This window comes from Sporosarcina sp. P19 (assembly GCF_002743165.1).
Classification (GTDB): domain Bacteria; phylum Bacillota; class Bacilli; order Bacillales_A; family Planococcaceae; genus Sporosarcina; species Sporosarcina ureae.
In genome coordinates this window covers 112,317-137,904 of sequence record NZ_PDYR01000001.1, presented here as the reverse complement: position 1 = coordinate 137,904, position 25,588 = coordinate 112,317, and the positions used below count along the sequence as shown (strand labels likewise).

Annotated in this window: 24 protein-coding genes; 4 read left to right on the top strand and 20 right to left on the bottom strand. The window is 42.3% G+C overall.

Annotated features, from left to right (window positions below; genetic code table 11):
- Window positions 1-158 precede the first annotated feature (158 nt).
- Entirely contained in the window at window positions 159-1,292 is a 1,134-nt protein-coding gene (locus CSV74_RS00670) for an alcohol dehydrogenase catalytic domain-containing protein (RefSeq protein ID WP_099690228.1), read from the top strand.
- Window positions 1,293-1,370: 78 nt separating this feature from the next.
- Here CSV74_RS00670 and CSV74_RS00665 read toward each other — a convergent pair whose 3' ends face one another.
- From CSV74_RS00665 to CSV74_RS00640, 6 genes are all read right to left on the bottom strand, one after another.
- Window positions 1,371-2,516 carry an acyl-CoA dehydrogenase family protein gene (locus CSV74_RS00665; RefSeq protein ID WP_099690227.1) on the bottom strand — a complete coding sequence of 382 codons (1,146 nt, stop codon included), beginning with the start codon at window positions 2,514-2,516 and terminating at the stop codon, window positions 1,371-1,373.
- A gap of 43 nt (window positions 2,517-2,559) precedes the next feature.
- Window positions 2,560-4,104, bottom strand: coding sequence for a class I adenylate-forming enzyme family protein (locus CSV74_RS00660; protein ID WP_099690226.1), 1,545 nt, complete (start codon window positions 4,102-4,104; stop codon window positions 2,560-2,562).
- A gap of 115 nt (window positions 4,105-4,219) precedes the next feature.
- Window positions 4,220-5,341 (bottom strand): CaiB/BaiF CoA transferase family protein, encoded by a 1,122-nt coding sequence (locus CSV74_RS00655; RefSeq protein WP_099690225.1) that lies wholly within the window; start codon window positions 5,339-5,341, stop codon window positions 4,220-4,222.
- Between the two features lie 37 nt (window positions 5,342-5,378).
- Window positions 5,379-6,530: a thiolase family protein gene (locus tag CSV74_RS00650; RefSeq protein ID WP_099690224.1), complete on the bottom strand. Its 1,152-nt coding sequence runs from the start codon at window positions 6,528-6,530 to the stop codon at window positions 5,379-5,381.
- 79 nt (window positions 6,531-6,609) lie between these two features.
- Window positions 6,610-7,380 carry a 3-hydroxyacyl-CoA dehydrogenase gene (locus tag CSV74_RS00645; protein ID WP_099690223.1) on the bottom strand — a complete coding sequence of 257 codons (771 nt, stop codon included), beginning with the start codon at window positions 7,378-7,380 and terminating at the stop codon, window positions 6,610-6,612.
- A 40-nt stretch (window positions 7,381-7,420) separates the two neighbouring features.
- Window positions 7,421-8,005, bottom strand: coding sequence for a TetR/AcrR family transcriptional regulator (locus tag CSV74_RS00640; RefSeq protein WP_099690222.1), 585 nt, complete (start codon window positions 8,003-8,005; stop codon window positions 7,421-7,423).
- Between the two features lie 315 nt (window positions 8,006-8,320).
- Here CSV74_RS00640 and CSV74_RS16740 point away from each other — a divergent pair, with 315 nt between their 5' ends.
- Both CSV74_RS16740 and CSV74_RS00635 read left to right on the top strand, forming a co-directional pair.
- Complete coding sequence (locus CSV74_RS16740; protein WP_199170296.1) at window positions 8,321-8,494, top strand: hypothetical protein; 174 nt, start codon at window positions 8,321-8,323, stop codon at window positions 8,492-8,494.
- A gap of 262 nt (window positions 8,495-8,756) precedes the next feature.
- On the top strand, window positions 8,757-9,956 hold the full coding sequence (locus CSV74_RS00635; protein WP_099690221.1) for a CynX/NimT family MFS transporter: 1,200 nt from the start codon (window positions 8,757-8,759) through the stop codon (window positions 9,954-9,956).
- 115 nt (window positions 9,957-10,071) lie between these two features.
- On the opposite strand, the gene CSV74_RS00630 is transcribed toward CSV74_RS00635, so the two are convergent.
- The 6 genes from CSV74_RS00630 to CSV74_RS00605 form a co-directional block, all read right to left on the bottom strand.
- Window positions 10,072-11,727, bottom strand: coding sequence for an SLC13 family permease (locus tag CSV74_RS00630; protein ID WP_099690220.1), 1,656 nt, complete (start codon window positions 11,725-11,727; stop codon window positions 10,072-10,074).
- 169 nt (window positions 11,728-11,896) lie between these two features.
- The gene (locus CSV74_RS00625) at window positions 11,897-12,613 is read right to left on the bottom strand and encodes a response regulator (RefSeq protein WP_099690219.1); all 717 of its coding nucleotides are present in this window, start codon (window positions 12,611-12,613) and stop codon (window positions 11,897-11,899) included.
- Entirely contained in the window at window positions 12,610-14,211 is a 1,602-nt protein-coding gene (dcuS, locus tag CSV74_RS00620; protein ID WP_099690218.1) for a DcuS/MalK family sensor histidine kinase, read from the bottom strand. Before dcuS ends, CSV74_RS00625 begins: the two co-directional genes overlap by 4 nt.
- A 173-nt stretch (window positions 14,212-14,384) precedes the next feature.
- Window positions 14,385-15,026 (bottom strand): metal-dependent hydrolase, encoded by a 642-nt coding sequence (locus tag CSV74_RS00615; protein ID WP_099690217.1) that lies wholly within the window; start codon window positions 15,024-15,026, stop codon window positions 14,385-14,387.
- Between the two features lie 150 nt (window positions 15,027-15,176).
- The gene (locus CSV74_RS00610) at window positions 15,177-16,490 is read right to left on the bottom strand and encodes a short-chain fatty acid transporter (RefSeq protein ID WP_099690216.1); all 1,314 of its coding nucleotides are present in this window, start codon (window positions 16,488-16,490) and stop codon (window positions 15,177-15,179) included.
- Window positions 16,491-16,701: 211 nt separating this feature from the next.
- Window positions 16,702-18,360 (bottom strand): FAD-dependent oxidoreductase, encoded by a 1,659-nt coding sequence (locus CSV74_RS00605; RefSeq protein ID WP_099690215.1) that lies wholly within the window; start codon window positions 18,358-18,360, stop codon window positions 16,702-16,704.
- A 436-nt stretch (window positions 18,361-18,796) separates the two neighbouring features.
- Between CSV74_RS00605 and CSV74_RS00600 the strand changes: the two genes are divergently transcribed.
- Entirely contained in the window at window positions 18,797-19,570 is a 774-nt protein-coding gene (locus tag CSV74_RS00600; RefSeq protein WP_099690214.1) for an SDR family NAD(P)-dependent oxidoreductase, read from the top strand.
- Between the two features lie 171 nt (window positions 19,571-19,741).
- On the opposite strand, the gene CSV74_RS00595 is transcribed toward CSV74_RS00600, so the two are convergent.
- The 8 genes from CSV74_RS00595 to CSV74_RS00560 all read right to left on the bottom strand — a co-directional run bounded on the left by CSV74_RS00595 (window position 19,742) and on the right by CSV74_RS00560 (window position 25,430).
- Window positions 19,742-20,413: a hypothetical protein gene (locus tag CSV74_RS00595; protein ID WP_369823673.1), complete on the bottom strand. Its 672-nt coding sequence runs from the start codon at window positions 20,411-20,413 to the stop codon at window positions 19,742-19,744.
- A gap of 211 nt (window positions 20,414-20,624) precedes the next feature.
- On the bottom strand, window positions 20,625-20,774 hold the full coding sequence (locus CSV74_RS16735) for a hypothetical protein (protein WP_099690212.1): 150 nt from the start codon (window positions 20,772-20,774) through the stop codon (window positions 20,625-20,627).
- 100 nt (window positions 20,775-20,874) lie between these two features.
- Window positions 20,875-21,795 carry a S66 peptidase family protein gene (locus CSV74_RS00585; protein WP_099690211.1) on the bottom strand — a complete coding sequence of 307 codons (921 nt, stop codon included), beginning with the start codon at window positions 21,793-21,795 and terminating at the stop codon, window positions 20,875-20,877.
- A 268-nt stretch (window positions 21,796-22,063) separates the two neighbouring features.
- Window positions 22,064-22,327 (bottom strand): hypothetical protein, encoded by a 264-nt coding sequence (locus CSV74_RS00580; RefSeq protein ID WP_099690210.1) that lies wholly within the window; start codon window positions 22,325-22,327, stop codon window positions 22,064-22,066.
- Window positions 22,328-22,614: 287 nt separating this feature from the next.
- On the bottom strand, window positions 22,615-23,055 hold the full coding sequence (locus CSV74_RS00575) for a disulfide oxidoreductase (RefSeq protein ID WP_099690209.1): 441 nt from the start codon (window positions 23,053-23,055) through the stop codon (window positions 22,615-22,617).
- Window positions 23,055-23,729 (bottom strand): DsbA family protein, encoded by a 675-nt coding sequence (locus tag CSV74_RS00570; RefSeq protein ID WP_099690208.1) that lies wholly within the window; start codon window positions 23,727-23,729, stop codon window positions 23,055-23,057. The genes CSV74_RS00575 and CSV74_RS00570 overlap by 1 nt, the downstream gene beginning before the upstream one ends.
- 24 nt (window positions 23,730-23,753) lie before the next feature.
- Window positions 23,754-24,848 carry a copper resistance D family protein gene (locus CSV74_RS00565; protein WP_099690207.1) on the bottom strand — a complete coding sequence of 365 codons (1,095 nt, stop codon included), beginning with the start codon at window positions 24,846-24,848 and terminating at the stop codon, window positions 23,754-23,756.
- On the bottom strand, window positions 24,849-25,430 hold the full coding sequence (locus CSV74_RS00560; RefSeq protein ID WP_233190709.1) for a copper resistance CopC family protein: 582 nt from the start codon (window positions 25,428-25,430) through the stop codon (window positions 24,849-24,851). It abuts the gene before it with no gap.
- Between the last annotated feature and the right edge of the window lie 158 nt (window positions 25,431-25,588).

Sequence of the window (25,588 nt, the reverse complement as noted above, 5' to 3'; positions counted from 1 at the left end):
CCTTTATAACACTTCGTATAACATACATACACCATTATGTTTCTATTTCTTTCTATCTACTTCTCCACTAGGAACTACTAATCATATTCTCACTTATCTAGTTTACATAGAAGATAGGCGGGTACCAAATAAGCACAACGCTAAAAGGATGTGATGGTATGAAAGCAGTAACATTTCAAGGAAAGAAATCAATGGTCACGAAAGAAGTGAAAGCTCCAAGTATCCAAGAAAATAGTGATGTAATCGTACGCATTACGACAAGCGGTATTTGTGGATCGGATTTGCATCTGTACCACGGCGGGATTGTGCCCGAACAAGATTATGTAGTCGGACATGAGCCGATGGGAATTGTCGAAGAAGTAGGTTCTGAAGTAAAAACATTAAAGAAAGGCGACCGAGTCGTCATTCCGTTTAATATAGGGTGCGGTGAATGCTTCTTCTGTCAACATGAAATGGAAAGTCAATGTGATGAATCCAATCCGCACGGAGAAGTTGGAGGACTGTTCGGATTTGCTGAGCCGAACGGAAACTTCCCAGGTGGCCAAGCCGAGTATTTACGTGTTCCATACGCAGACTTCACTTCATTTAAAGTTCCAGAAAACAGTGAGCTAGATGACGAGCATCTCGCCTTACTATCTGATGTCATTCCTACAGCTTATTGGAGTATCATTCATAGCGGGTTGAAAAAAGGCGATACCGCAATTATTCTCGGCTCCGGCCCTATTGGATTAATGGCACAAAAATTTGCTTGGATGCAAGGTGCTAAACGAGTCATTGCAGTAGACCATGTCGATTATCGTTTGAAGCATGCGGAAAAGACGAATAAAGTAGAAACGTATAATTTTAAAGAACATGATGAGATTGGAAAATTATTGCATGAAGAAACGAAAGGCGGCGCAGACGTCGTCATTGATTGTGTAGGTATGGATGGAACCGTGCAACCAGGGGAAACATTTGGTTCTAGTGGAGATAATCAATTCGGAACGATCAGCCCGATCGTCACAGCTTCACAAGTCGTACGGAAGTTTGGTACAGTTCAATTAACAGGCGTTTATGCGACAGATGCAAACAACTTCCCACTTGGCGATTTCTTCACACGCAACGTTTCCTTGAGTATGGGCCAAGCACCTGTCATTCACTTAATGCCTGAGCTATTTAAAAAGATCGAAGCAAAAGAATTCAATCCGACAGATATTATTACACACAAAGTAAAATTGGAAGACGCAGCAGATGCTTATTCCATTTTTGATAAGAAAGAAGACGGTTGTATCAAAGTATTGATTCAGCCTTAATATAAAAAACGCGATGAGTTGTTCATCGCGTTTTTTTGTACCCTAATATGCTGATCCATCCTACTCGCCTGCTTTGTTTCATAGTCCCATATTCTTCGCGATAATCACTTTCATAATTTCATTCGTTCCGGCGTAAATCGAATTGACTGCCACATCGCGATACCTTCTAGCGATTTCGTATTCTTCCATATAGCCATAGCCACCATGAAATTGCATACACTGAATCGCCACATCTTGCGCCAAATCACTAGTCCACCATTTCGCCATCGATACTTCATCTACGACGTTTTTCCCTTGCATATGCTCGATAATTAATCGATCAACGAATGTTTGACCAATGGTTGCCTTCGTTTGCATCTCAGCCATGTTAAACTGCGTGTTTTGGAAATCACCGATCCGCTTGCCGAAAGCCTGACGCTCTTTCACATACGCTAACGTTATATCGATCATTTTCTGCACAGAAGCTACACTTTGAATGGAGCACATCAAGCGTTCTTGCTGCAGTTTCTCCATCAAATAGTAGAACCCTTTCCCTTCCTCGCCCAGAAGGTTTTCTGCAGGAACCGATACATCTTCAAAAATCAATTCACTCGTATCATTCGCATGCTGTCCTACTTTATTGAGCTTCTTCCCTCTTGTAAACCCTGGCATTCCTTCTTCCATTACGAGCAAGCTAATGCCTTTATGAGCAGGTGATGCGGTAGGATCCGTTTTACAGACCACAATGACGAAGTCGGCAGAAAAGCCATTCGTGATGAACGTCTTTTCCCCATTAATAATGTAACGGTCTCCTTTCTTTATTGCAGTCGTCCGCACTGCAGCGAGATCGGAACCTGTGCCTGGCTCCGTCATCGCAATGGCACTTATCATATCTCCAGTTACAGCTTTCGTAAGCCAACGTTCTTTCTGTTCGTTCGAACCAAAGGATTGTATATAAGGAATGACAATATCATTATGAAGTCCAATTCCACCGATACCGCTTGCCACTTTTTCAAACTCTTCACTAATAACGACAGCATAGCCGAAATCAGCACCTATACCGCCATACTTTTCTTCAACTGACGGTGCGATTAATCCTTGGGCGGCAGCTTTCTTCCAGAATGATCGAGGCACTTGCTGTTCTTTCTCCCACTCATCTATATACGGTATGGCTTCCTTCTGTAAAAACTTCTGCACTGATTTCCGGAGCTGTTCATGCTCATCCGTCATAAATGGTCTCTTCATGCATCTGTCACTCCTTTACTCCCCATTAAGAAAGCTTCTATTTTTATACGTGAGGATTAACAGGTCGATTAGAAACCAGTGCTTCCCGAATACGATATTTCAACACTTTTCCTGACGCGTTCCTAGGTATTTCTTGTTCCTCGATAAATTCAACTGGTACTTTATAATCCGCTAAATGGCCTTTGCAGAATGCTTTCAACTCTGCATAGTCGAGCTTTTCATTTTTCTTCGCTACCACAATCGCGACTACTTTCTCTCCCCACACTGGATCCGGCAAGCCAACTACCGTCGAGTCTAGCAATTGAGGGTGTCTATACAGCGCCTGTTCTACTTCTGTCGAATAAATATTCTCTCCTCCAGAAACGATCATATCTTTCATTCTGTCTACTAATGTAACGAATCCGTCTTCATCGATTGTCGCCAAATCCCCGGTATAAAGCCAGCCGTTTCGGATCGCTTTCGCAGTTTCCTCTGGCTTATTATAATACCCCTTCATAACCATCTCGCTTTGGATAATAAATTCCCCCACTTCACCAGGGAGTATATCCTCACCATGATCATCCACAACGCGTATTTCCGTATTCAGTGAAGCTTTCCCGCCAGTACCGATCTTTTCTTTATGATCTGCTGGTAGAAGAAAAGCACCGCCACCTGGTCCACCTTCTGTCTGACCACACATATTGTAAAACTGATCTGTGCTGAAAAGCTTCATAGTTTGTTCTAACAAAGCGACAGGCATCGGTGCTGCGCCATACCCACATCGTGTAACAGATGAAAGATCGTATTGCTCTTTGTCTGGAACTTGTAGCAAGAAATTATACATTGTCGGTACACCAAAGAAGAAGCTAATTTTATACCGATCGATAGCTTGTAATACTTTTTGAGGTTCGAAGTTTTGATGGACGACTTGTGTGCAGCCTAAATAAATTCCTGGTACAAGAAATAAATTTAATTGTGCAGAATGAAACAGCGGTGCGGCATGAAGCAATATGTCATCGGGATTAATTCTGAGGATTAAAGAGGTGTTAAAAGCTACGTGAAGTACGCGGTGATGATCAAATAACGCGCCTTTAGGATAGCCAGTAGTACCGGATGTATATAATATTTCTGCATCATCCGCTTCATCGACAGAGATTTCGGGATCATCTGTACGGTCTTGTAATACATCTTGATAAGGGACTTGGCCACTTATTGCTGTAGCACCCGTTGTGACTTTCAAATCGATCTTGTGATTCTTCGTTGTTGCTTGATCAATTAATGAAGCATACTCTTCATCAAACAACACAACACTTGCATCACTGTCATCCAAAATATATGACACTTCAGTAGCGGTTAAGCGAAAATTCACAGGTACCGTAATAGCTCCTGCTTTCAAAATGGCATAGTAGACGATAATAAATACATCTGAGTTCTTCATCATGAGCGCTACTTTGTCACCTTTTTTCACGCCATGTTGAATGAGTCCATGTGATAGTTTATTCACCTCTTGATTCAGCTCGCGATACGTAAAACTTCGATCCTCATAAATAATTGCTGTTTTCTCAGGTATTCTGCGTGCATTACGGGAAAGTGATAGGCCGATATCCATTATAATTGTCCCCTTTCTCTCACTAGACTCATTGACATACAGTTTCTATTTTCGTGACACGAAATATTTCCCCTTCAATACCAATGGCAACATTATACGAATCGAGTTCTTATTACTACTCACCGAGTACCGCAGCTGTATGCTCACCTAGCGAAGGAGCTGGACTTTGAATTTTGCCCGGCGTTCTCGACAACTTAATAGGCGTTGCGATATGCGTCACGGGTCCAATTTCTGAATCCTCTACTTCCTGGATCATCCCACGGGCCTTCACTTGCGGATCCTCTAGTACGTCATCGAACGACAGAACCGGTGTTACACAGGCCGCGACCTGATCGAATATTTCCATCCATTGTGCGCTCGTCTTCTGCAATAAAATCGCAGTAATCTCTTCTTTCATCTGCAACTGGACGTCTACCGGATCATGCAATTTCCCTGCGAATTCTTCTTTTCCTATGACTTTGCAAAACGCACGCCAAAATTTCAATTCAAATGCGCCAACAGCCAACCATTTATGGTCTTTCGTTTCATACACAGCATAAGATGCACGCTTGCCACTTAAATCCAGTTCACCCCTTTGCGGCTGTTGTCCTGTCGCAAGAAACCCAGGGAAGAATGTGGGCATCCAGGAGAGCACACCATCCATCATCGATATATCGACCATTTGTCCTTTACCGGTCTTCTGCTTTTCAAACAATGCCAGCATGATTCCCATTGCTGCCGGATACGCACCTCCTCCTATATCTGCAATTTGCGTGGCAGGAATTTGTGGCGCACCATGTCGTTCCCCCATCACATCGAGTAGCCCCGCATAACCAATGTAATTCAAATCATGACCGGGTTGAGTAGCATATGGACCGTCTTGTCCGTAACCCGTGATCGCACAATACACAAGCCCTGGATTGATTTCGCTCAATATTTCATAATCCAACCCGAGCCGTTTCATGACGCCCGGCCGGAATGATTCAATCACAACATCCGCACCTTTCACAAGCTGCTTAAAACGCTCTTTGTCTCCCACATCTTTTAAATTAAGACAAATACTCTTTTTACCACGGTTCAATGAATGAAAAAGCGCACTCACTTCCCCTACCTTAGGCAATTCCGCCCGCGCATAGTCTCCTATGCTAGGCTCTTCCACTTTGATCACCTCTGCACCAAAATCTGCGAGAAGCATCGAACAGTATGGACCCGGTAACAAGCGGGATAAATCCAGTACCCGTATAGAATCTAGTGGCATTGAAATCTCTCCTCATATCTTCATTCATTATTAGTAATTAATCTAATCGTTCCAATATCGTCGCATTCGCCATGCCGTGCCCTTCACACATCGTCTGCAGTCCGTAACGGCCGCCCGTTCTTTCAAGTTCACTCATCATTGTGATCATCAAGCGACCGCCACTTGCGCCAAGCGGATGACCTAGAGCGATTGCCCCGCCATTTGGATTTAGCTTCTTTAGATCGGCACCTGTTTCTTTCAACCAGGCAATCGTCACAACAGAAAAGGCTTCATTGACTTCAAATATATCAATATCATCGAGTGTTAGTTCCGACTTTTCTAAAGCCTTTTGGGTAGCCGGTATAGGTCCCGTCAGCATGAGTGTCGGATCGGAGCCTACCACTACCCGAGTAAGTACTTTAAACTTTGGCTTCAATCCGAGTTCTTCTGCCTTTTCGCGGGACATTAACAGAATCGCATTTGCCCCGTCGCTAATTTGACTGGAGTTTCCAGCCGTCACATCACCGTTTTTCCTAAAGGGAGTTTTTAACGAACTCAGCTTCTCCATCGTCGTATCTTCTCTCGGCCCCTCATCATCCTTCACAATCATGTTCGTGCCGTCAGGAAGTGTTACCTCAATCGGCATGATCTCTTTATCAAACCGACCTTCCTTTCGTGCAATGACAGCTTTCTCATTGCTTTCGAGTGAGTAGCGGTCCATTTCTTCTCTTGAGATCTCCCATTTCTCAGCAATTCTTTCCGCTGACTCGCCTTGGTGAACCATTTCGTATTTTGACGTGATTTCTTCACTAAACTTGACATCTAGTCGACTACTCCCCATTGGCACCCGAGACATGCTTTCGACGCCCCCTGCCACCACCACATCCATATCACCGCTAATAATAGCTTGCGCTGCGAAATGTACAGCTTGCTGGCTTGACCCACATTGTCTGTCCACTGTCGTTCCGGGTACTTCAACTGGATATCCCGCCTGCAAAGCGGCAACCCGAGCGATATCAATAGATTGTTCCCCTACTTGCGATACACACCCGAAGATGACATCCTCTACTAGCCCCGCATCAATTCCCGCTCGTTTGATCACTTCCGCCAGCGGCTTGGCTGCTAAATCTTCCGCCCGCACCGTACTCAATACACCATTTCTTTTTCCTACTGGTGTTCTAACCCATTCCACAATTACTGCTTCTCTCATATTAAACCCCTCTTTCCTACATTCATTTGTAAACCCTTACATTTCATTGAATACGTTTTTTATTCTCTATACACATTTATTACTTAGGCTGCATACGGACTGCTCCATCTAGGCGTATAACTTCCCCGTTCAGCATCGTATTTTCGCAAATACTTTTCACCAATTGTGCGTATTCTTTCGGATAGCCGAGCCGTGAAGGAAAAGGTACCATCGCTCCGAGAGATTCCTTAGCTTTCTCAGGCAATGAAGCGAACATCGGTGTTTCAAACAAGCCCGGTGCGATTGTCATCACGCGAATACCTTCAGAAGCCAAATCTCTCGCAAGGGGCAACGTCATACTCACGATCCCGCCTTTAGATGCCGCATACGCCACTTGACCAATCTGTCCGTCAAACGCGGCAACAGACGCCGTATTCACAATGAATCCTTTTTCGCCTTGATTATTTGGTTCATTTTTCGTCATATGCTCGACAGCGAGACGAATCGTATTAAACGTCCCGATTAAATTAATTTGAATGACCTTACTGAAGTTTTCCAGATCATGCGCACCTTTTCTGCCGCTATATGTTTTCTCCGCCACAGCGATGCCTGCACAATTCACGACTGCATTGATTTTGCCAAAAGTACTCACCGCATGCTCCAACGCCGCTTGAACACTTTCCGCGCTGGTGACATCCGTCTTGACGTATAATACGCAATCTCCGAGCTCCTTTACCAATTCATTCCCACGGTCTTCTTGTAAATCCAAAATCGTTACGTTTCCTCCTGCCGCAATAATCTCTCTTGCTGTAGCTTCCCCAAGTCCCGAAGCGCCTCCTGTAATAACCGCTGACACGTGATCCATGTTCATATTTACTTCGCTCCCTTTCTACCCACATTGATATATAGTCCTACACTAGGATTTTCAATAAATAATTAGCAATAGAATTAGCCAATTCGTCTATACTTTTACTACCTTCCGGAGAATACCAGATCACCGCATTATTCATGGCTCCTAGAATTATATGATTCACAATCTTCATATCTACTTGTACAAAACTTCCGTCCTCTATCCCTTGTTGAATAAGTCTGTTCATACAATCACTGTATTTATTTGTAAGGTGGAGGATCTCTTGTAAATACTCTCCTTCAAACACTTGATCCGGTTTAACTCCTATAAAGAAATCCGTTCTTTCTGTCATGACATTTTCCATGTGAACGACCATAGCCTTCCGCAACTTCTCTACAGACGTGAGTTCTTCTGCCAATACATCTTGGAGTTGCTCCATACTTTCTTCCAAAAGTAGTTTATGACTCTCATACACCAGTGATTCTTTATCTTTGAAATAATAGTAAACGGAACCCTTGGTCATGAGTAACTTCGCTGCAATATCTTCCATCGTCGTGGCATGATATCCCTTTTCCGCAATAACACTCATAGCAGATTTCCGGATCTCTTCTTTTTTCTTTTCTACTTTCTTCTCTCGTAACGACACGACATTCTCACTTCCTTCACACTGCCAGTTTCCAACTTACACATATTATGAATTTTCTGAATTTGAATGTCAAGTCAAATTTTAACGTTGGAGTATACTTGGAGGTGCCAGGTCCCGAAACAATTCTGAATTGTTTCTAAGTTGTGTCGGGACCTGGTACCTCAAGAAAGTTGCTTTCTCTAAGATTCTACAAGTCTCTATTCAGTCATACAATTGGAGTGTTATTATTATCAGATTAATCACTCAAAAGAGGATTTTACTAGAATATTTGTGATAAGATGATTAGTACTAGTACTACAAAAAGGAGCGTGCAAGATGAATAAATATCAGAAACGCACTGTTTATATTTCAATTATCGCACTTGCTTTCTTCTTAGTATTATCTCTACTCACACAGCAATGGGGTTTCTTTTTGTGGAGTTTATTACCTGTTTTTATCGTGTTGATGACGACGTTTTCCACAAATATCGACAGAAGAAACAAAAGGTGATGAAAGATTTTTGTCCAAAGGTGCGTTTTATAAAAAATGCCGTTATTAGCCAAATTGGAGATTATTCAAATGAAAAATGTCAGATGCTTTAGCTAATTAAAAATCATGCGGAAATCTGGCAATACCTAGTAAGCTGTTTATACCTAATCACATACTCATGAATTTCTCTTGATTTGTTTTGAGATCCCTTTTCGACTAAAAGGATCCTGCCCTTCATTTAAAGGCAGTGTACATTCCCTCAGTCTAAAAAGGAGTTGATTTCATGAATAAATATAAATATGGTCAGTTAAAAAGTTACAATCAAGTTCTCCTAATTTCCGCAGTCCTACTCGTTGCATGTAATTTACGTGCCGCCATCACATCTGTAGGACCTATTATCGGTCTACTACGCGAAAGTCTGTCTCTATCTAATGGGAGCATAGGTATTTTAACGAGCTTACCGTTAATTGCCTTTGCGGTCATGTCCCCTATCGTCCCCAAGATTAGTACTAAATTCACCAATGAAACTACACTCATTGCGGGGATGTGTATTCTCACTATTGGGATCGTCATTCGGTCCATCCCATTCATTTCATTACTTTTTATTGGCACGATTTTAATCGGCGTGGGAATTGCTATTTCAAACGTGTTACTTCCCGGTATCATTAAAGAACGTTTTCCAAATCAAGTGCCACTGATGACGAGTGTATACACGACGACAATGAGTTTATTTGCTGCTTTAGCTTCCGGAGTTAGTATTCCTTTAGCTGTCGGTGCTGGGCTAGGGTGGGAATTTGCATTAGGTATCTGGATTGTACCTGCGCTTGTAGGTATTGGAATTTGGGTGTATTTCGTTAAACAACGAAAATCCGCCGACGAAGTGAACATGTATTATGTGAAGGCTGATGATAGTAAAATGTGGCGGTCGCCGCTCGCATGGCAAGTAGCTACCTTTCTTGGATTACAAGCTTTTTCATATAACGCGCTAATGACATGGCTACCGGAAATTTTAATCGATTACGGTGTAACGAGTGGGTCTGCTGGTTGGATGCTGTCATTTAACCAATTAATCGGACTACCTGCCAGTCTACTGGTACCGATCATTGCAGGTAAATTCACATCACAACGAGGCATTATTTTAATCCTATGTACGTTGGCATTCGGTGGGTATATCGGGCTTCTATTCGGTGAGAGTTATGATGTCATGATTTGGAGTGTTGGATTGATAGGAGTTGCCTATGGTGGATTATTCCCTCTTTCCTTAGCTTTTCTAGCTATGCGTACAACTACCGCAATGCAAGCAGCAAAGTTATCGGGAATGGCGCAAGCAATCGGCTATTCACTTGCTGCAATAGGGCCCGTTTTATTAGGATCACTCGTTGACAAGACGGGTACTTGGGCATTTTCTTTATCCATATTATTATTTGTTACGGTATTAACTCTGATTGTTGGATTTGGCGCTGGTAGAAATCGAGTTATATAAGTGGCAGGTCGCGACACGATTCCACATAAGTGCCAGGTCCCGAAACAATTCTGAATTGCTCTTGAATTGTGTGGGGACCTGGTACCTCAGTAAAGTTGTGTAGGGTCCTGGTACCTCAATAAAACGCTTCAGGCACTACTTGCAAATCAATCCCCCAAAGTAGAGGTAATAGGAAGTAGGCAGCTAATATAATCAGTATGAGCACAAACACATTAATGATAAATCCGACCCGTACCATCTCTCCTAAACGGAGCTTATTCGTTCCGAAAATGATGGCGTTAGGAGGTGTGCCGACTGGTAACATGAAAGCACAGTTTGCAGCCATTGCAGCTGGTACCATTAAAGCATATGGATGTATATGCATAGACAATGCAAGTGCTGCCAATACAGGAAGAATCATTGTTGCTGTTGCCGTATTGGATGTGAACTCCGTCAATGCGAGGACGAGTAAAGAGGAGGCAGCAATAATGACGATCATATGCAACCCTTCCAAAGCCGTCAATTGTGATCCAATCCATTCAGAAAGTCCCGTCTCTCGAAAACCTGCCGCAATGGCAAGTCCTCCTCCAAATAATAGCAATACTCCCCATGGAATTTCTTTTGAATCTTCCCATGCTAGAATGCGTTTGCCAAATTTCTTGGAAGTTGGTATAGCAAACAGCAATGCCGCTGCTACTACCGCAATCATGCCGTCTTTTAATCCTGGGAGAATGTTAATCCAAAGAAATTCACGCGTGATCCACATAAACGCTGCAAAAGCGAAGACAGCACTCACCGCTTTTTCTTCGAACGACGTTTTCCCTAATACTTTTCGTTCTTCGGTAATAACTTCTTTTCCACCGGGAAGACCTTTGATATTCATCTTAAACGCAAAACGTCCAAGATACATCCACGTTGAAAACAAGAGCACAATGACAATCGGTACAGCAACAAGCATCCAGCCTGCAAAGGAAATTTCGACATCGAATAACTCCTTAACTTGTGCCGCTAGAATAATATTGGGCGGTGTACCTATAAGTGTACCGAGTCCACCAATCGTTCCTGCATAACCAATTCCGAAAATAAGTGCCTTTTCAAACTTCGGCAATTCCTCTTCTTCCGGAGTGCCTTTTAACGCAGCAGCTACCTGGGCTGTAATCGCCAATCCCATAGGAATCATCATCATGACCGCAGCTGTATTCGATACCCACATTGATAAGAATGCTGTAGCAGTCATGAAGCCAAGCAAGATTCTTTGAGTTCCTGTACCGATGAAAGCGATGATGGCCAATGCCAGTCGTTTATGCAAGTTCCATTTCTCCATTGCTGTAGCAATGAAAAACCCACCTAAAAACAAGTATATAATATCATTGCCGTAGGAAGATGTTACCGCATCAGCTTCCATAGCACCTGTCACTGGTAAAAGAAAAATTGGAAGCAGCGATGTAACCGGGATTGGAATTGCTTCTGTAATCCACCATGTCGCTACCCATAGCGTGACAGCCAGTACCGATTTGGCTTCCGCATTCATCCCTTCAGGAGATAAAAAGAACATCATGATGATAAATAATAGCGGGCCCAGAATAAGACCTACTAATTGTACAGTAGAATAGGACAGACTTTTATCCGAATCCTGATTAGGGGGTTCGGGTGAAAACTGTTTTTCTTCTGAAGTTACATGATGATTGGCTGTCGTTAGTTTTTTCTTATGTGAAAAGAAATTGAGTAAATCTTTCGCCTGGTAATGTGAACGCCATAATTTCTGCCAGGTATTTGATGCTATTTCCTTCATTGTCATCCCTCCGAAAACGCTTTCATAATAGTTCAACTATAAGAGCGAATATACAGAAAATATATATTATGTAATCAAACAAATACTTTTGTAACTAAAATAAGCAACGCAAGCAGCTGCGAATGTATGTCGCCAAACTGCCTGGAAGCTTATTAGTACAACTTGTATATTAATTAATTAGCAACGACTGAAGGATATCTGCTTGATCAGGCAACAGTTGGTAATTTGTTAGCGGACGACCTGTTCCCTGATAAACTATATTGCTATCAATTAGTTTATGTTCAACTAGATAATGTAAATACTTTCGTGTAGATACGCTTGAAACTCCGACGGTTTCTGCGAGTTCTGCTGTAGAAAATGAAGTTCCTTGCCATCTGATGATCTGCTCCGCAATACGTGTGAATGTTGTTTTCGTCAAACCTTTTGGCAATTCAAATGTTTTAGTATTTTTTCTATCAGCCGTATGAAGTAAATTATCAATTTCATCCTGGCTAATCTCTTCATGCTGATTCATCAAATGAAATTGCTTTTTAAATTGCAGCAAAGCATTTTGAAAGCGTTCAAAAGTAAATGGCTTTATTAGGTAATCAACAGCTCCATACCGAAGAGCTTGTTGCACAGACTCTTTATCATTGGCAGCTGTAATTAGAATAACATCTAGCGAGTCGCCCTCATTTCGAAGCTCCTTTAACAGATCAAGTCCGGTCGCTCCTTTCATATAGACATCGAGCAAAATAAGGTCCACTTTTGACAATTCAAGAAATTTTCGACCTTCTGTTACATTTTTTGCAAAACCAGCAACCGAGAAACCTTGAATACTTTCCAAATAAATTCCGTTGAATTTCGCTACCATTGGATCATCTTCAATGATTAATACTTGAATCATAATTCCTCACCTTTGTATGGAACACTTACAATAAATTGTGTCCCTTTTCCTTTCGTAGAAGATACAGACCAAATGCCACCTAATTCTTCCAGTGCGACTTTAGCCAGGTACAACCCATACCCGCGGCCTTTACCTTTTGAGGACATCCCCTGCGCAAATACTTCTTCAAAATTCTCTACAAGGATTCCAGGTCCATTATCGTGTACGCTAAATTCTAATCGAGACTCTTCATAATTAAGTGTCAATTCAATCCCTCCATCGACTCGATCACTCACCGCATCGCACGCATTGTCTAGTAAGTTCCCTAGTATCGTGATGATCTTATCCATATGCTCTACCTTTTTTAATGGAGGTAGCGGATGATCTCCATTTAACTTAAGTTGTATCCCCGAGTCGCGTAAATCGCTTAACTTACCCATTAAATAGCCCGCAATGACGGGATCTTTAACTAATCTTGAAACGATGCCTGTTTCCGTTTGGTAAGCATCTGAAATATAGGCCGTATATTCTTTTAACTCATCATAGGATTTCGTATGAACCATCGCCATAATAATATGCAGTTTATTCATAAATTCATGCGTTTGATGTCTCAATGTTTCGGCGTACACCCTAGCTCCAGATAGCTGTTCCACCAGCGAGGTTAATTCGGATTTATCGCGAAATATAGCAAGTGCTCCGACTAAGCGATCGTTTGAAATGACAGGTACTTGGGTGACTACGACATCCAGTCCATTTAATTTCAGCTCTTGGTCATACTGAGGCTTTTTATGCTCGAGCATCTGCTGAAGCGGTAGCGAAGGAACAAAGGACTGAATAAGCTTTCCAACAGGGTTACCTTCCACGCCTGCTTTATGAAAAAGCGTGATCGCCGCTTGATTCACTAAGACAATTTCCGCCTTGTCATTAATGGCAACAATGCCATCGCTGACCGCTTCAAGCATCGACTCTCTCTCGCGAAGTTGTTGAGCGATTTCTCTCGGTTCAAGTCCAAATAGAGTACGCTTCACTTTTCTTGCTAATAAAACAGCTCCTAATAAGCCGATCAGTAAACCAAATCCAATCCCGATAAAACTTGCATTAATGCTAGCTAAAACACTAGTACGGACATTATCCATCATAATACCAACAGCAACTACACCAATAATTTGACCTTCAGCCTTAATCGGTACAAACGCTCTCATCGACTTACCCAATGTTCCTGTAGCCATAGACGTGTACCGCTTTCCCTCAAACGCCTCGTCTTCGTCAGCGCCTACAAAGTACTCCCCGATGCGTTCAGCTACTGGATGGGACTGGCGGATACGTTCATTATTCATTACTACGATGTATTCAACTTGCGTGTCGTTTTGTACAGATTTAGTAAACGTCTGGATATCTTCAATTGGTCCCTTTCCCGTCAAGCCATCAATCACCGGCTGTGCATGGCTGATAGTAATGGCTATATTCATCGCCTTTTCCGATTGAGACTCCCTTGCTTGATCAGCTGCATTGCTACCTATTAAAGAACCGGCTACTGAAAGAGAAACTAGAACAACCATACACACCAGAGCCGTCAACCATACTTGCATACTAACCGGCTTTTTATTTTGTCTTTTCATTTTTTCACCTATGTATTGTTTAAATTAAGTTCCACTATAGTAATCATATAGCAAAAAGAGAAGCGTGTGTAGCGCTTCTCTTGTAATAGGTGCCAGGTCCCAAAACAATTCTGAATTGTTCTTGAATTGATTGGGGACCTGGTACCCAATCAAGCCGTGTCCATACCCAACCCCTAAAACTCCCGCCCCCACAAAGGCATAAACCACTTAACCCCCCGTCGATTAACAGGAAGCACCTTCATATCCGCAAGCAAATGGCTAATATACCCAGCAAGCCCTGCAGCAACTAGACCGTCAATCGGCCACTGCGCATACACATGCTTCAAAATATACGCATAGAACACAATACCGAGTATAGAATGCGTATAGGACCTATGCGGCAAGAACGACGCAATAATAATATAACTACCAGCAAGTAAAATACCGAGCGACTGATCAAGGACAAAGCCGAGAAGCATGACAAGAATACCTGTGATGGTGAGCATCCGTCGTTGTGTGATGATACGCGACACAATAAGCAGTAGAAGTCCGATACCGCCATACACATAAATATCTTGGCTCAGTCCCTCTGTAAATACTTGATAGATGAGTGTCAGCAAGATCACGATGCCGGCAGTCTCCATAAGCCATTTGCTTACTTTCTTACTAAGTGTAATGCTATTGCTCGCGAGCCCATTCGTGTCAAGATCCGGAACAACGCCGGATATTCCGCCGACCGTCGCGCCAATTAACGCAGTCTTGATATCCGGCTGCACAGCGTATCCCGCAATAGCACCGACCGCTGTACCGATAAATAGATGTGAAGTGCCTTTCATATGTAAACCTCTCTAGCTGTATAGTGTACGGTCGAATCAAGAACATATATTCGTTCCGTCATTTCTAGTATAACGATTGCCGAATGAAATAGGAAACATTCCGTTACGATAAAAAACGACTGAGTATGATCCCAGTCGTTTCAAATTCACTTAGAAGAAATATAATCCGATACTAATAATAATCCCACTCACTACAAGTACGAAAATACAAAAGCCCATAATATCCTTCGCACGAAGTCCTGCGATCGCAAGTGCCGGCAACGCCCAGAACGGCTGAATCATGTTCGTCCATGCATCGCCCCATGCAATCGCCATAGCGGTTTTCGAATAGCTAACGCCGAGTGTTTGCGCAGCATCCAACATAATAGGAGCTTGCACTGCCCACTGGCCGCCACCGGATGGCACGAAAAAGTTCACCAGACCTGCTGCAAAGAACGTGAACAATGGAAACGTACTTTCCGTCGAAATGGAAACAAACCATTCGGACATCACACCAGCCAATCCTGAAGCAACCATCATGCCCATAATACCCGCATAGAACGGGAATTGAATGATGATGCCCCCAGCTGTTTTAACCGCCGTCGTAACAGCGGCAAGAAAACGTTTCGGCGTACCATGGAAAATCACGCCTAGAATGAGGAAAATAAAATTCACAATGTTTAAGTTTAAATCGAACCCTTTGGTAATGAAATGCTGAATGAGATAAATGAGACCAAGTGCGCCAATCAGCATAGAAATAATCACACTGTTTTCAAGTTTGCTAGCCGGCGTGTGATCTGTATCTTTCTCCACTTCGATATGTTCTTCTAAAAGCTTCGGATCCACCGTAACGGTATCTTCTGGCTTAGGCATCATGAAGCGATTCAACATCGGAATGGCAATGAGTAGCGCCACGACAATGATCATATTATACGTTGAGAAAATCGTTTCAGATGTATGAACGACACCCATAATGTCAGCGAATGGATGATCTTCAGTCGCGATTGACAGTGGAATCGATCCACCAAGACCTCCATGCCAAATAATCATACCGGAATAAGCACTTGCAATTAATAGGCGGTAATCAACATTTGGTACTTTCTTTGCGATTTCCTTCGCAAAAAGAGCACCAATAACCAGACCGAAGCCCCAGTTAATCCAACAAGCAATCAATGCTACAACAGAAACGAGTATAATTGCGGAACCAGGTGACTTTGCCACACCTGCAAGCGTGCTTAGCAACTTCTTGAATACTGGGCTAATCGCCAAAACATAACCTGCAACTAGAACAATGACCATTTGCATTGTAAATGATAAAAGCCCCCAGAAGCCATCTCCCCAATGCACGACCATGTCGAGCGGACCCGAATCTGTGAATCCAAGACCGAGCCCGAATACAACCAATGTCAAAATAGCAACGAAAATATACGGGTCCGGTAAATATCGCTCCATTAACGTGTTGGACCATCTAGTTAACAGTTTCATACTACATCCCCCCTGTGTTTTCTCGTACAGACTATTTGGTAGATTGATTAGATAAAGTCTTTGCCATTAGCGTATCTTTTCACCATTGACAACTAAAAGTGGATAGTAATATGTTATAAAATGAATTTTTACTATAGTCAGGATGTTTCGCCTAGAGAAGCTTTAAGACGATTTAATTTGTATGAGCACCTGGTACGTTAACTCCATACTTCTAATTCTCCTTACAATGAAGGGCTGCGATATGACCAAATGTCATCCCAGGTCCAATTGTTGCGCCAGGTCCCGGGTACGATTCGCCCATGACGGCAGCCGAGCAATTGCCACATGCGTACAGTCCTTCAATTGGCATTCCGTCCTGTTTCAGTACGCGGGCGTGAGTGTCGATGACGACGCCACCTTTCGTTCCAATATCACCCGGATAGATCTTCAATGCGTAGTAAGGTCCTTTGTTGAGCGCATCGAGGTTCGGGTTTTTCAATGTGGGATCGCCGTAGTACTGATCGTGCTTCGTTTCGCCCCGATGGAAATCAAGATCCTTTCCTGTCTCCGCAAATCCATTGAACCGCTCCACCGTCTTCACTAGATTTCCTTTTGGTATCGCCAATTGCTCTTCCAATCCTGCAATCGTTTCGCTTTTTAGAACCACATTATTTTCATAGTATTCTTTAGGGAAATCTTGTCCTGGGAACAATCCCGCGAAGAGATGACGTTTCTTTGCTTTATGATCTAGGATGATCCACGAATGGATTGCCTTACCGCCTGTTTTTTCATGGTGCGCATACATAGTATCCACAAATTCATGGTATGGCGTGGGCTCATTAATATAGCGGTTGCCATCTTGGTCTGTGATAATCATAGACGGGATGGCCCGGTCCGCCACTAAGAAGAACGGCTTGCCTGTATGATCAATGATCGACGGTGCGCCCCAAACCTTATCCATGAAGCCAAGTTTCGCGCCAAGCATCTGGGCGGGATCCAATAAATCCCCCGTTTGCCCTTGCGGAGAGGATGTCCATGTTTTATCCGTCGGTGCTGGAAGATACTTCTCACGAAACGACTGTTTCTGGGAGAATCCGCCTGACGCAAAAATGACGCCTTTCGATGCTTTCACACGTGTTTCTTTGCCATCTTTCATAATCTTAATACCGGTAATTGAATCGTCTTCGATAATAAAATCGATGAACGGGCTATCTAGCCAAAGCTCGCCGCCAAGCTCTTTGTATGTTATCGCAAGTCTACCGATCAGCGCTTGGCCCAAAGCTGAATAATTGGCTTTCAAAACCAAGTGCTTAACCAAACGCCAGCCGAGCGTCAAGCTTCTCTTCTTTCCTTTCCATGTTCTAGTAATCATATTGATATGACGGAAATCCTGTCCTGTCATGACAAACCCTTTCGTATCCATCGCGGGTTTCTTCATCTGCCCTCGCCAACCGCCCAGCTTGTTTAGATTAAAGACTGTAGGCTCGATGGAACGCCCCCCACCTTTACCACCTTCTAAGTGAGGATAATAGTCTGAGTAGTCTTTGGCGTACGTAAACCGCATATGTTCGGACGTGTCATGGAGATAATCCATCATGTCGACGCCTTTCTTCAAATAGGTCTCTTTCATCTCATCCGACGTTTTGTCACCGACCGTTGCATCCAAATACATCTTCGCTTCCTGAAAACTGTCCTGTACTCCACCTTCTACCAAATATCGGTTATTCGGAATCCAAACCCCACCTCCCGAAAGTGCCGACGCCCCTCCAAATACTTTCTCCTTTTCAATTAGGACCGTCTTCAAGCCTTCTTTCTTTCCCGTGATCGCGGCCGAAAATCCCGACGCTCCTGAACCAACGACAATTACATCATATTCATAATCCCACTCCATAAAAATCCCCCTTTTTATAATTACCAATGCTTATATATAGGCAACCTGCCGTTCTACTAGTCTAGTCGAAGCTGGCTGCCCTTCAGCCTGCATTTAAATTGTATGCATGGATAGGACGTATTATTTTGTATTTATTGTTAAAAATATACTATCCCCTCCATGTCGCGGATGAAACGCAATAATGATTATAGTAAAAGATGTACATATAAACTTCTCAAAGAGGAAATTAAAACAATTACCTCTTCTTTATACATTCCTGAATTGTTTTTAAATTGTGTGGGGACCTGGTACCTCCCTACCCCTTACAGTTGATTTCCCCACCATTTGAGCGTATGTTGTTCAATAGAAAACGCAGAACTCAACCTCTTCAATTGAATGGGCAGTCGTAATATGTATATAACCTAAAAAGTACATTGACAAAAAAGGAGTGTTTTTCATGGTAGGAATTATGGAAGGTAAAGCAGGATTAGTAACAGGATCGGGTTCAGGCATCGGTAGAGCCACTGCTATTGCATTAGCAAAAGCGGGTGCTAAGGTGATGATCTCTGACGTAAGTGAAGAGGCAGGGCAAGAAACCGTACAACTGATCCAAGATCTTGGCGGGGAAGCAGCCTTTTTTAAATGTGATGTAAGTGACGAAGAGCAAGTGATCGGACTTGTCAATAAAACAGTTGAAACATTCGGCAAGCTAGACTTTGCACATAACAACGCAGGCATTAACAAAGGGTTAAAGCCTATTGGAGAAATGGATTCGAAGGACTGGGATATTACGCTACAAGTAAATCTGTATGGCACGTTTTACTGCATTAAGCATGAAGTAAACGCTATGCTAAAAACGGGTGGCGGTGCAATCGTCAATACAGCATCCGGTGCGGGCATTGAAGGCTCACCGAACATGGCGCCATACACTGCATCTAAACACGCCATTGCGGGTCTTACAAAATCAGTAGCATTGGAATATGGCCAACAAGGCATCACGATTAATTCTATTGCACCAGGCGCAACGATTACACCGGCAATTGAAAGCTGGTCCAAAACTTCGCCAGAACAATACCAAGGCGTACTGGCTTCCCTTCCAGCCGGAAGAATGTCTACCGCAGAAGAACAAGCAAACGCTGTGGTATTCCTATGCTCAGACCTTGCGAGATCAATTAGCGGTGTGACACTTGCGGTGGATGGCGGGTATACTGCGGGTAAAATGCAACAATGATGTATGTGGATTATAAAAAGAGTGGATCAGGTATCAAGCCTGATCCACTCTTTTTATTGTCTTAAAGAATGTACATATTGACTTCTCAAGCAGGAAACTAAAACTATCGCCTACCTACTCTCCATACAGTCATGAATTGTACCCAAATTGTGTGGGGACCTGGTACCCATCTTATGAAAGCGACTTCCGATGAACTAAACTCCATGACTCCGCATCGTTCAACTCATTTATATTCATTTCGAGATTCCCGCCTAAATAAACCGTCTCCCCCTGGATCGCCACAACCATCGCCTGAAGAACTGGATCTTTTGTGTTGCATTGGTACACGTCGCCGATTTTAGGTTGATGCGCTTGAGGTACACTGACCTTCGACTTTTCTTCTACTTGTGCCTTATTATATTGAGCATCTGGAATTTCCATATCAATAATATTCGCACCGTCTTCAAGCCCCGGCATCATCACCCAATACTCGTTATGTTTAATACCATTGGATTTATTACTAATGACGCCATGACGTTCAATGGAAGATACCATTTCAATTGCATGTAGATGGTGATGATCTAAAGAATCCGGCTGAGGATTAATGATTAAAATATAATCGCCTACTTTTGCCTTCTCATCTTTGTGCAATGTATACCGTTTATGATTCACGACAAAACTGTCCAGATGTTTGGGTTTATACAAATTAATTTCTTTAGCCGTAGCCAGCTGTTGTTCAAAGTCTTCGAGTCGGATCAAGTGAACGGACTGCTTAAAAAAAGCTTTTACAGAATAGACTTTATGCAGCTTATTTTGATAATAAACGAATTGGCCTTTTCTAACATTTAAGAGATTCAATATCATTCACACCTTGTTAAGTATTTTCCGCAGTCTACTGACTTTTCATGCAGAATATACCTTAATCATATCAACAATTATTGGTTTACGATATTAAATTGAATTATCTATGAAAAGATTTCGTTAAAGGATACGATGACGAAATACAAAAAACTCCCCACAATACATGCTGAGAGTTTTCCAAGGGTTATTAGGAGAATCAAGTATTAGTTGCCACTTATTCATCCGCTTGTTTTTTCTTCTTTTCCAAATATGCCGTACGTATTTTTTCGAGTTGCTGCTTTTTATCAAATTGGGCCGGCTTGTTTTTTTCATGATACTTTGCCACGGATGCCTTACCTTTACTATCCAATTGATACTTCCCCATTGTATTCACCTACTATTCCTGTCGTCTCGGAAGATTTTCTTGCTTTATTAGTATACCCTAAAACTTGCGTATAGTAGTGAATTATATGTGGACCTGGCACCTATTTCACCACCGGCTCCATCACCGTCAATGTACGATTCACCGTATTCATATTCACACGCGACCCAATAGGTATGGTGGCTTTATAGCGGCCATGTGCGGTCGCTAGGTTGGTCATTAAAGGTTTGCCTAGCGGAACTAGAAATTCATTGATCAAATCCACATAACTTTTTCCGTAGGCAGAATCACAGTTCGTACATTGTCCCATGATGATGCCTGCACAATCGTCAAATTTCCCTGCCATCTCTAAGTGTTTTACGTATCGATACACCGTATTAATCGGTTCATGTGTTTCTTCCAAAACAAGAATTCTACCTTCTGTATTGATTTCATAGGATGTGCCTAACGTGCCTACGAATGACGTGAGATTTCCGCCTACAATCGGTCCTGTGACGTTTCCTGGAACCAATCCGATCAGTGGAACTTCAGGCGGGTTCATAATTTGCCAAGGTGCCGTGACGTTTGAAGTCGCCGTAAAGAATTGATTGAAATTATATGGAGGGGTTCCTGAAGTAAAGTCTAGCAATAACAAACTTTGAAAACTGATAAGGTCCGCATATTCAAACAACACATTTAATAAAATCGTGATGTCGCTGTATCCCGAGACAATTTTAGGGTTTTGTTTAATGACGTTAAAATCAAGGAACGGTAAAATACCTGCTACCCCGACTCCCCCACGAGTAGGTAAAATCCATTTCACTTCCGGATTGGTAAACATCATCATTAAATCCGAAGCTCTTTGCTGAGGAGTAGCCGCAAGAAAGCCATTAGCGCCATACACATGTTCACCCACCACAACTTTATATCCCATCGTTTGCAACATCCGAATCCCTTCCGTAATGCGATTAGCTGCGAGCGGACTCCCAAGCGTTACAATCCCTACTGTGTCACCCATTTTTAATTGCTGCGGTTTTGTAGCCATGAACTAGTAGCTCCTTTCCCCTTGTAAGTAGCACCAACATATTCTCTTGTATTAGCATATGTTGGGGGGGCTTTTTTGGGCACTGACAGACGAACGGCACGAACGGTACCAGGTCCCCACACAATTCCGGCACAATTCAGAATAGTTTCCGATTTGTGTGGGGACCTGGTACCGCAAAAAAAGCACAAAAAACTCCGCCAGTTTACATAAACCTGCGGAGTTTTTTAGAGTTTATAGATGAATAGTTTTGCACACAAGTATCTGAAAATCAGTTACCTACGATATCTAAACACCACGTGAAATTTTCCCAAGCCGAATTCCAGCCGCTGAAAAGCTCGTGTGAATCATCCCAACGAACCTCAAATTTCTTATGACCGTCTACCTCTATCAAATACAACGCCAACGTAGCGTCTTTCTTAGCTATCGCTAACATCATACCATTTTGAAGTTCTTCTTCAGTAAACGGTACATCTGAAACCGATCTCAACTGTGCTTGCTCGAATACTTGCTTGTTACCGATTCTATAATTCATACAGACCCTCCACTAAAACTTTTATTCTTTATATTCCTTCATACCTCTTCCGTAATGTTATAGAAGTACAGATGTACATTTTATACTTATTTACTAGTGAAATCAAAGATGAAGTGTATTGGATTAATTCAATATACTTCAGAAACGGTACCAGGTCCGCACACAACTCTAATTCAATTCAGAATTGTTTCTGATTTGTGTTGGGACCTGGTACCGTTTCTGATTTCAAAAGAAAAAGAAGCCAAAGATCGACAATCGACCACTTCGGCTTCTTAAAACAGCATTCTTTATTCGATTAACTTCTTTGGTTTAATAAGAAACATACAGACAGCGATTAGTACAAAGGCCATTAATGCCAAAAAGGGTATCGTAACAAATCCAAACCAATTGATGTACTCGGCATTACAAGGCACTCCGCTTACGCACGGCTTGATCCCTCCAAAACCCGGTATCTTCTGTTCCAAATAGTGCATGAAGGAGATGCTTCCTCCAATAAGAGCTAGCGGAAGCACAAACTTTTTAACAGTAGTGTCATTCTGAAAAGTTGCAATCCCCAATAGTAATGTAAGTGGGTACATCAGTATGCGCTGATACCAACATAACTCACATGGAATATAGCCTTTAATCTCGCTGAAATACAGGCTCCCAAACATAGCAACTAGCGAAACCACCCAAGCCACATATAAAAGGTATCCCTGTGGTTTGGATTGGTTTTCTTTATACTTCATCAGTCTTCATCCTTCTTCGCTTGCTCGATTGCGGCCTTAATCGCTTCGTAATCAAATGGATCCTCCATCACTTTTCCGTTTATAGTAATAGTTGGAGTCATGGAAACACCAACTTCTCTTACTAAATCTTCGTCGTGTTTAACACTCTCCATAGTCGCTTGTTGTTCCATATCTTCTTTTAATAGAGCCTGATCAATCTCAGGGAAGCCACTCGCAATTTCAAGAATTTTTTCAGGAGTTATCCACTCCGCATCATGATTCTCAGCTGGCTGTGCATCAAACAATGCGTGATGGAAATCCCAATACATACTCGGGTGACGCTCCAAAACGGATTCAGCGGCAATCGACCCTAACGTCGATTCTTCACCGTGGAATAATACATTCACGAATGCAAATTGAACTGTACCTGCTTCGATATAATCAGTAACTAATTTCGGATAAATCATTTCACCCCACGCTTTACATGCAGGACATTTGAAATCACCAAATTCAACTATCGTAACAGGAGCATCTTCATCCCCAAGTGAAGGTTGCCCGGTAATATCAATTTTCTTTATATCCGTTGGCGCGGATTCTTCTTTATTGCTGAATACAACGACTGCAGCCAGTATAGCGACTGCTAATAGTGTTAAAATAACTACAAATTTCATAGTAGAATTTTTATTCTGTTTCATCAAATACCTCTTCTCTTATCATTATTATTGCATGCTAGACATGATTCCAAAATAAAGCGATAGGACACTGAATATTCCCATGAAAAACGGGACAATTGCGGGCGTCTTTTTCATGAAGCTAAATACGATTAGCCCCATGAAGATCATCGCGACTACAAAAAATAGAATGTTTAGTGTGTTAAAACCAAATGGCAAACTCATTGAAGGTTCAATAACCCCTGAATAGAAATACTCGAAGCTTGCTGAAGGACCGCTGCCTGCAAGAGTGGTCTCGATACTATGCGGTGGTTCCTGCTGTCCTAAGACGCCAGTCGAAACGAACGTAAAGAATAGAAGCACGCTTTCGAACTTCAACCACGGTATTGGATTCATTTGCTCTTGCATTTTCAATTTACGTTTAATCCAAAATCCGTTGATAAAAGCGAAAAACAGAACAGGGATGATAGTCAAATGCTTCACCAATAAGGCTTGTCCATAGGGCAGCATCCATGCATCGCCATACTCATTTACATCAATCACCAATGTCATAAGAAATAATCCCGTTCCTACAATCGTAAGAAAACAAGCGATTGCCACTGGGGTAAACCATCTTAAATATGAAAGCCAATTCTCTTGGTTTTTTGAACACCAACCGACGATCAGGAGGATCCCAATCCAAACAGTCACTGCTAGAAAATGTAACGAATGAACAATAAACCCACTCCATTCGGTAAGCGACGCTCCATGACTTGCCCATCCCAATGCTAGGAGCAGGACGAAGGTGAAAGCTAATGAAATACCGGAAAGTACTTTGCTATTCAAGACTGAAAACAAGGAGACAAATAAATAAAAGAATACTGCAACTATAATGGTGACTATCCATGCCTTTCCTACTTCAAACCCCGTAAGCACATTTTGCATCGTCAACATTAGACCGATGTCTTCATAAAGAAACAAGATGACTCTAATCAGGGGGGCGATCGAAAAGAACACGACGCCTAGTATGGACAATTGAAGTAGCCTCTTCGAAATACGGATTTCAGGTTTCAACCGTTTCGGAATGAATTGAATGATCAATGCGCCCATCAATAGGGAGAAACATAGATACAATAAACTTTCTGAAATATAAATCCAAATCATTTATGTTTGCCTTCTTCCTATGATCCAGCCGAAAAATCCGCCAGCAATCGTTAATAAAACGACCAGGATGATAACTAAGACATCATTCGAAGCTATTTTTGATTGAACTTCAATTGACTGCTCCACTTTTTCTTCTACTCGTTCTTCACTGGGCTGAACAGGTGTTTGTTGGGCTTCTTCTGACACGATCGGATCCTTTGATTCGTCTTCATTGACAACGAATGAATACGTTCCTTGTATCGGATGACCATCCGCCCCGATAATCTTCCAGTCCACAGTATATGTACCAGGGACTAACGGAGACAAAAAAACAGCAGTCATGACATGATCATTCACGTTAATAGTACTGACGGTGACTTCCTCATTCGCCTCGTTAAATACTTTCACCGTACTTGTGGCTTCAATTTTTGTATTAAAATCCAATGTGATTTCATGAATTTCTTCAAAAACCACTTCACCATCAGCTGGGGTAGCACTAGTTAAACCAGTATGTGCGATACGGTATTTGTTGAGATGATGAATAACAAAATGGTCATCATGACAATATTTTTCCTCATATCTTCCCCCTTCACTTCCTTTCATTCATATAAAAGTCATGCCTCCTTTTAAATCCCTGTAAGCATGAGGTGCGTACTATATACTGTCCGCTTCTTTAACTATTGACTTTTGAGAAAGCTCTTAGGTTCCGACTCTTCAAAAACAAATGACAACGATATAGATCTTGTAATTCCACTCTAAAA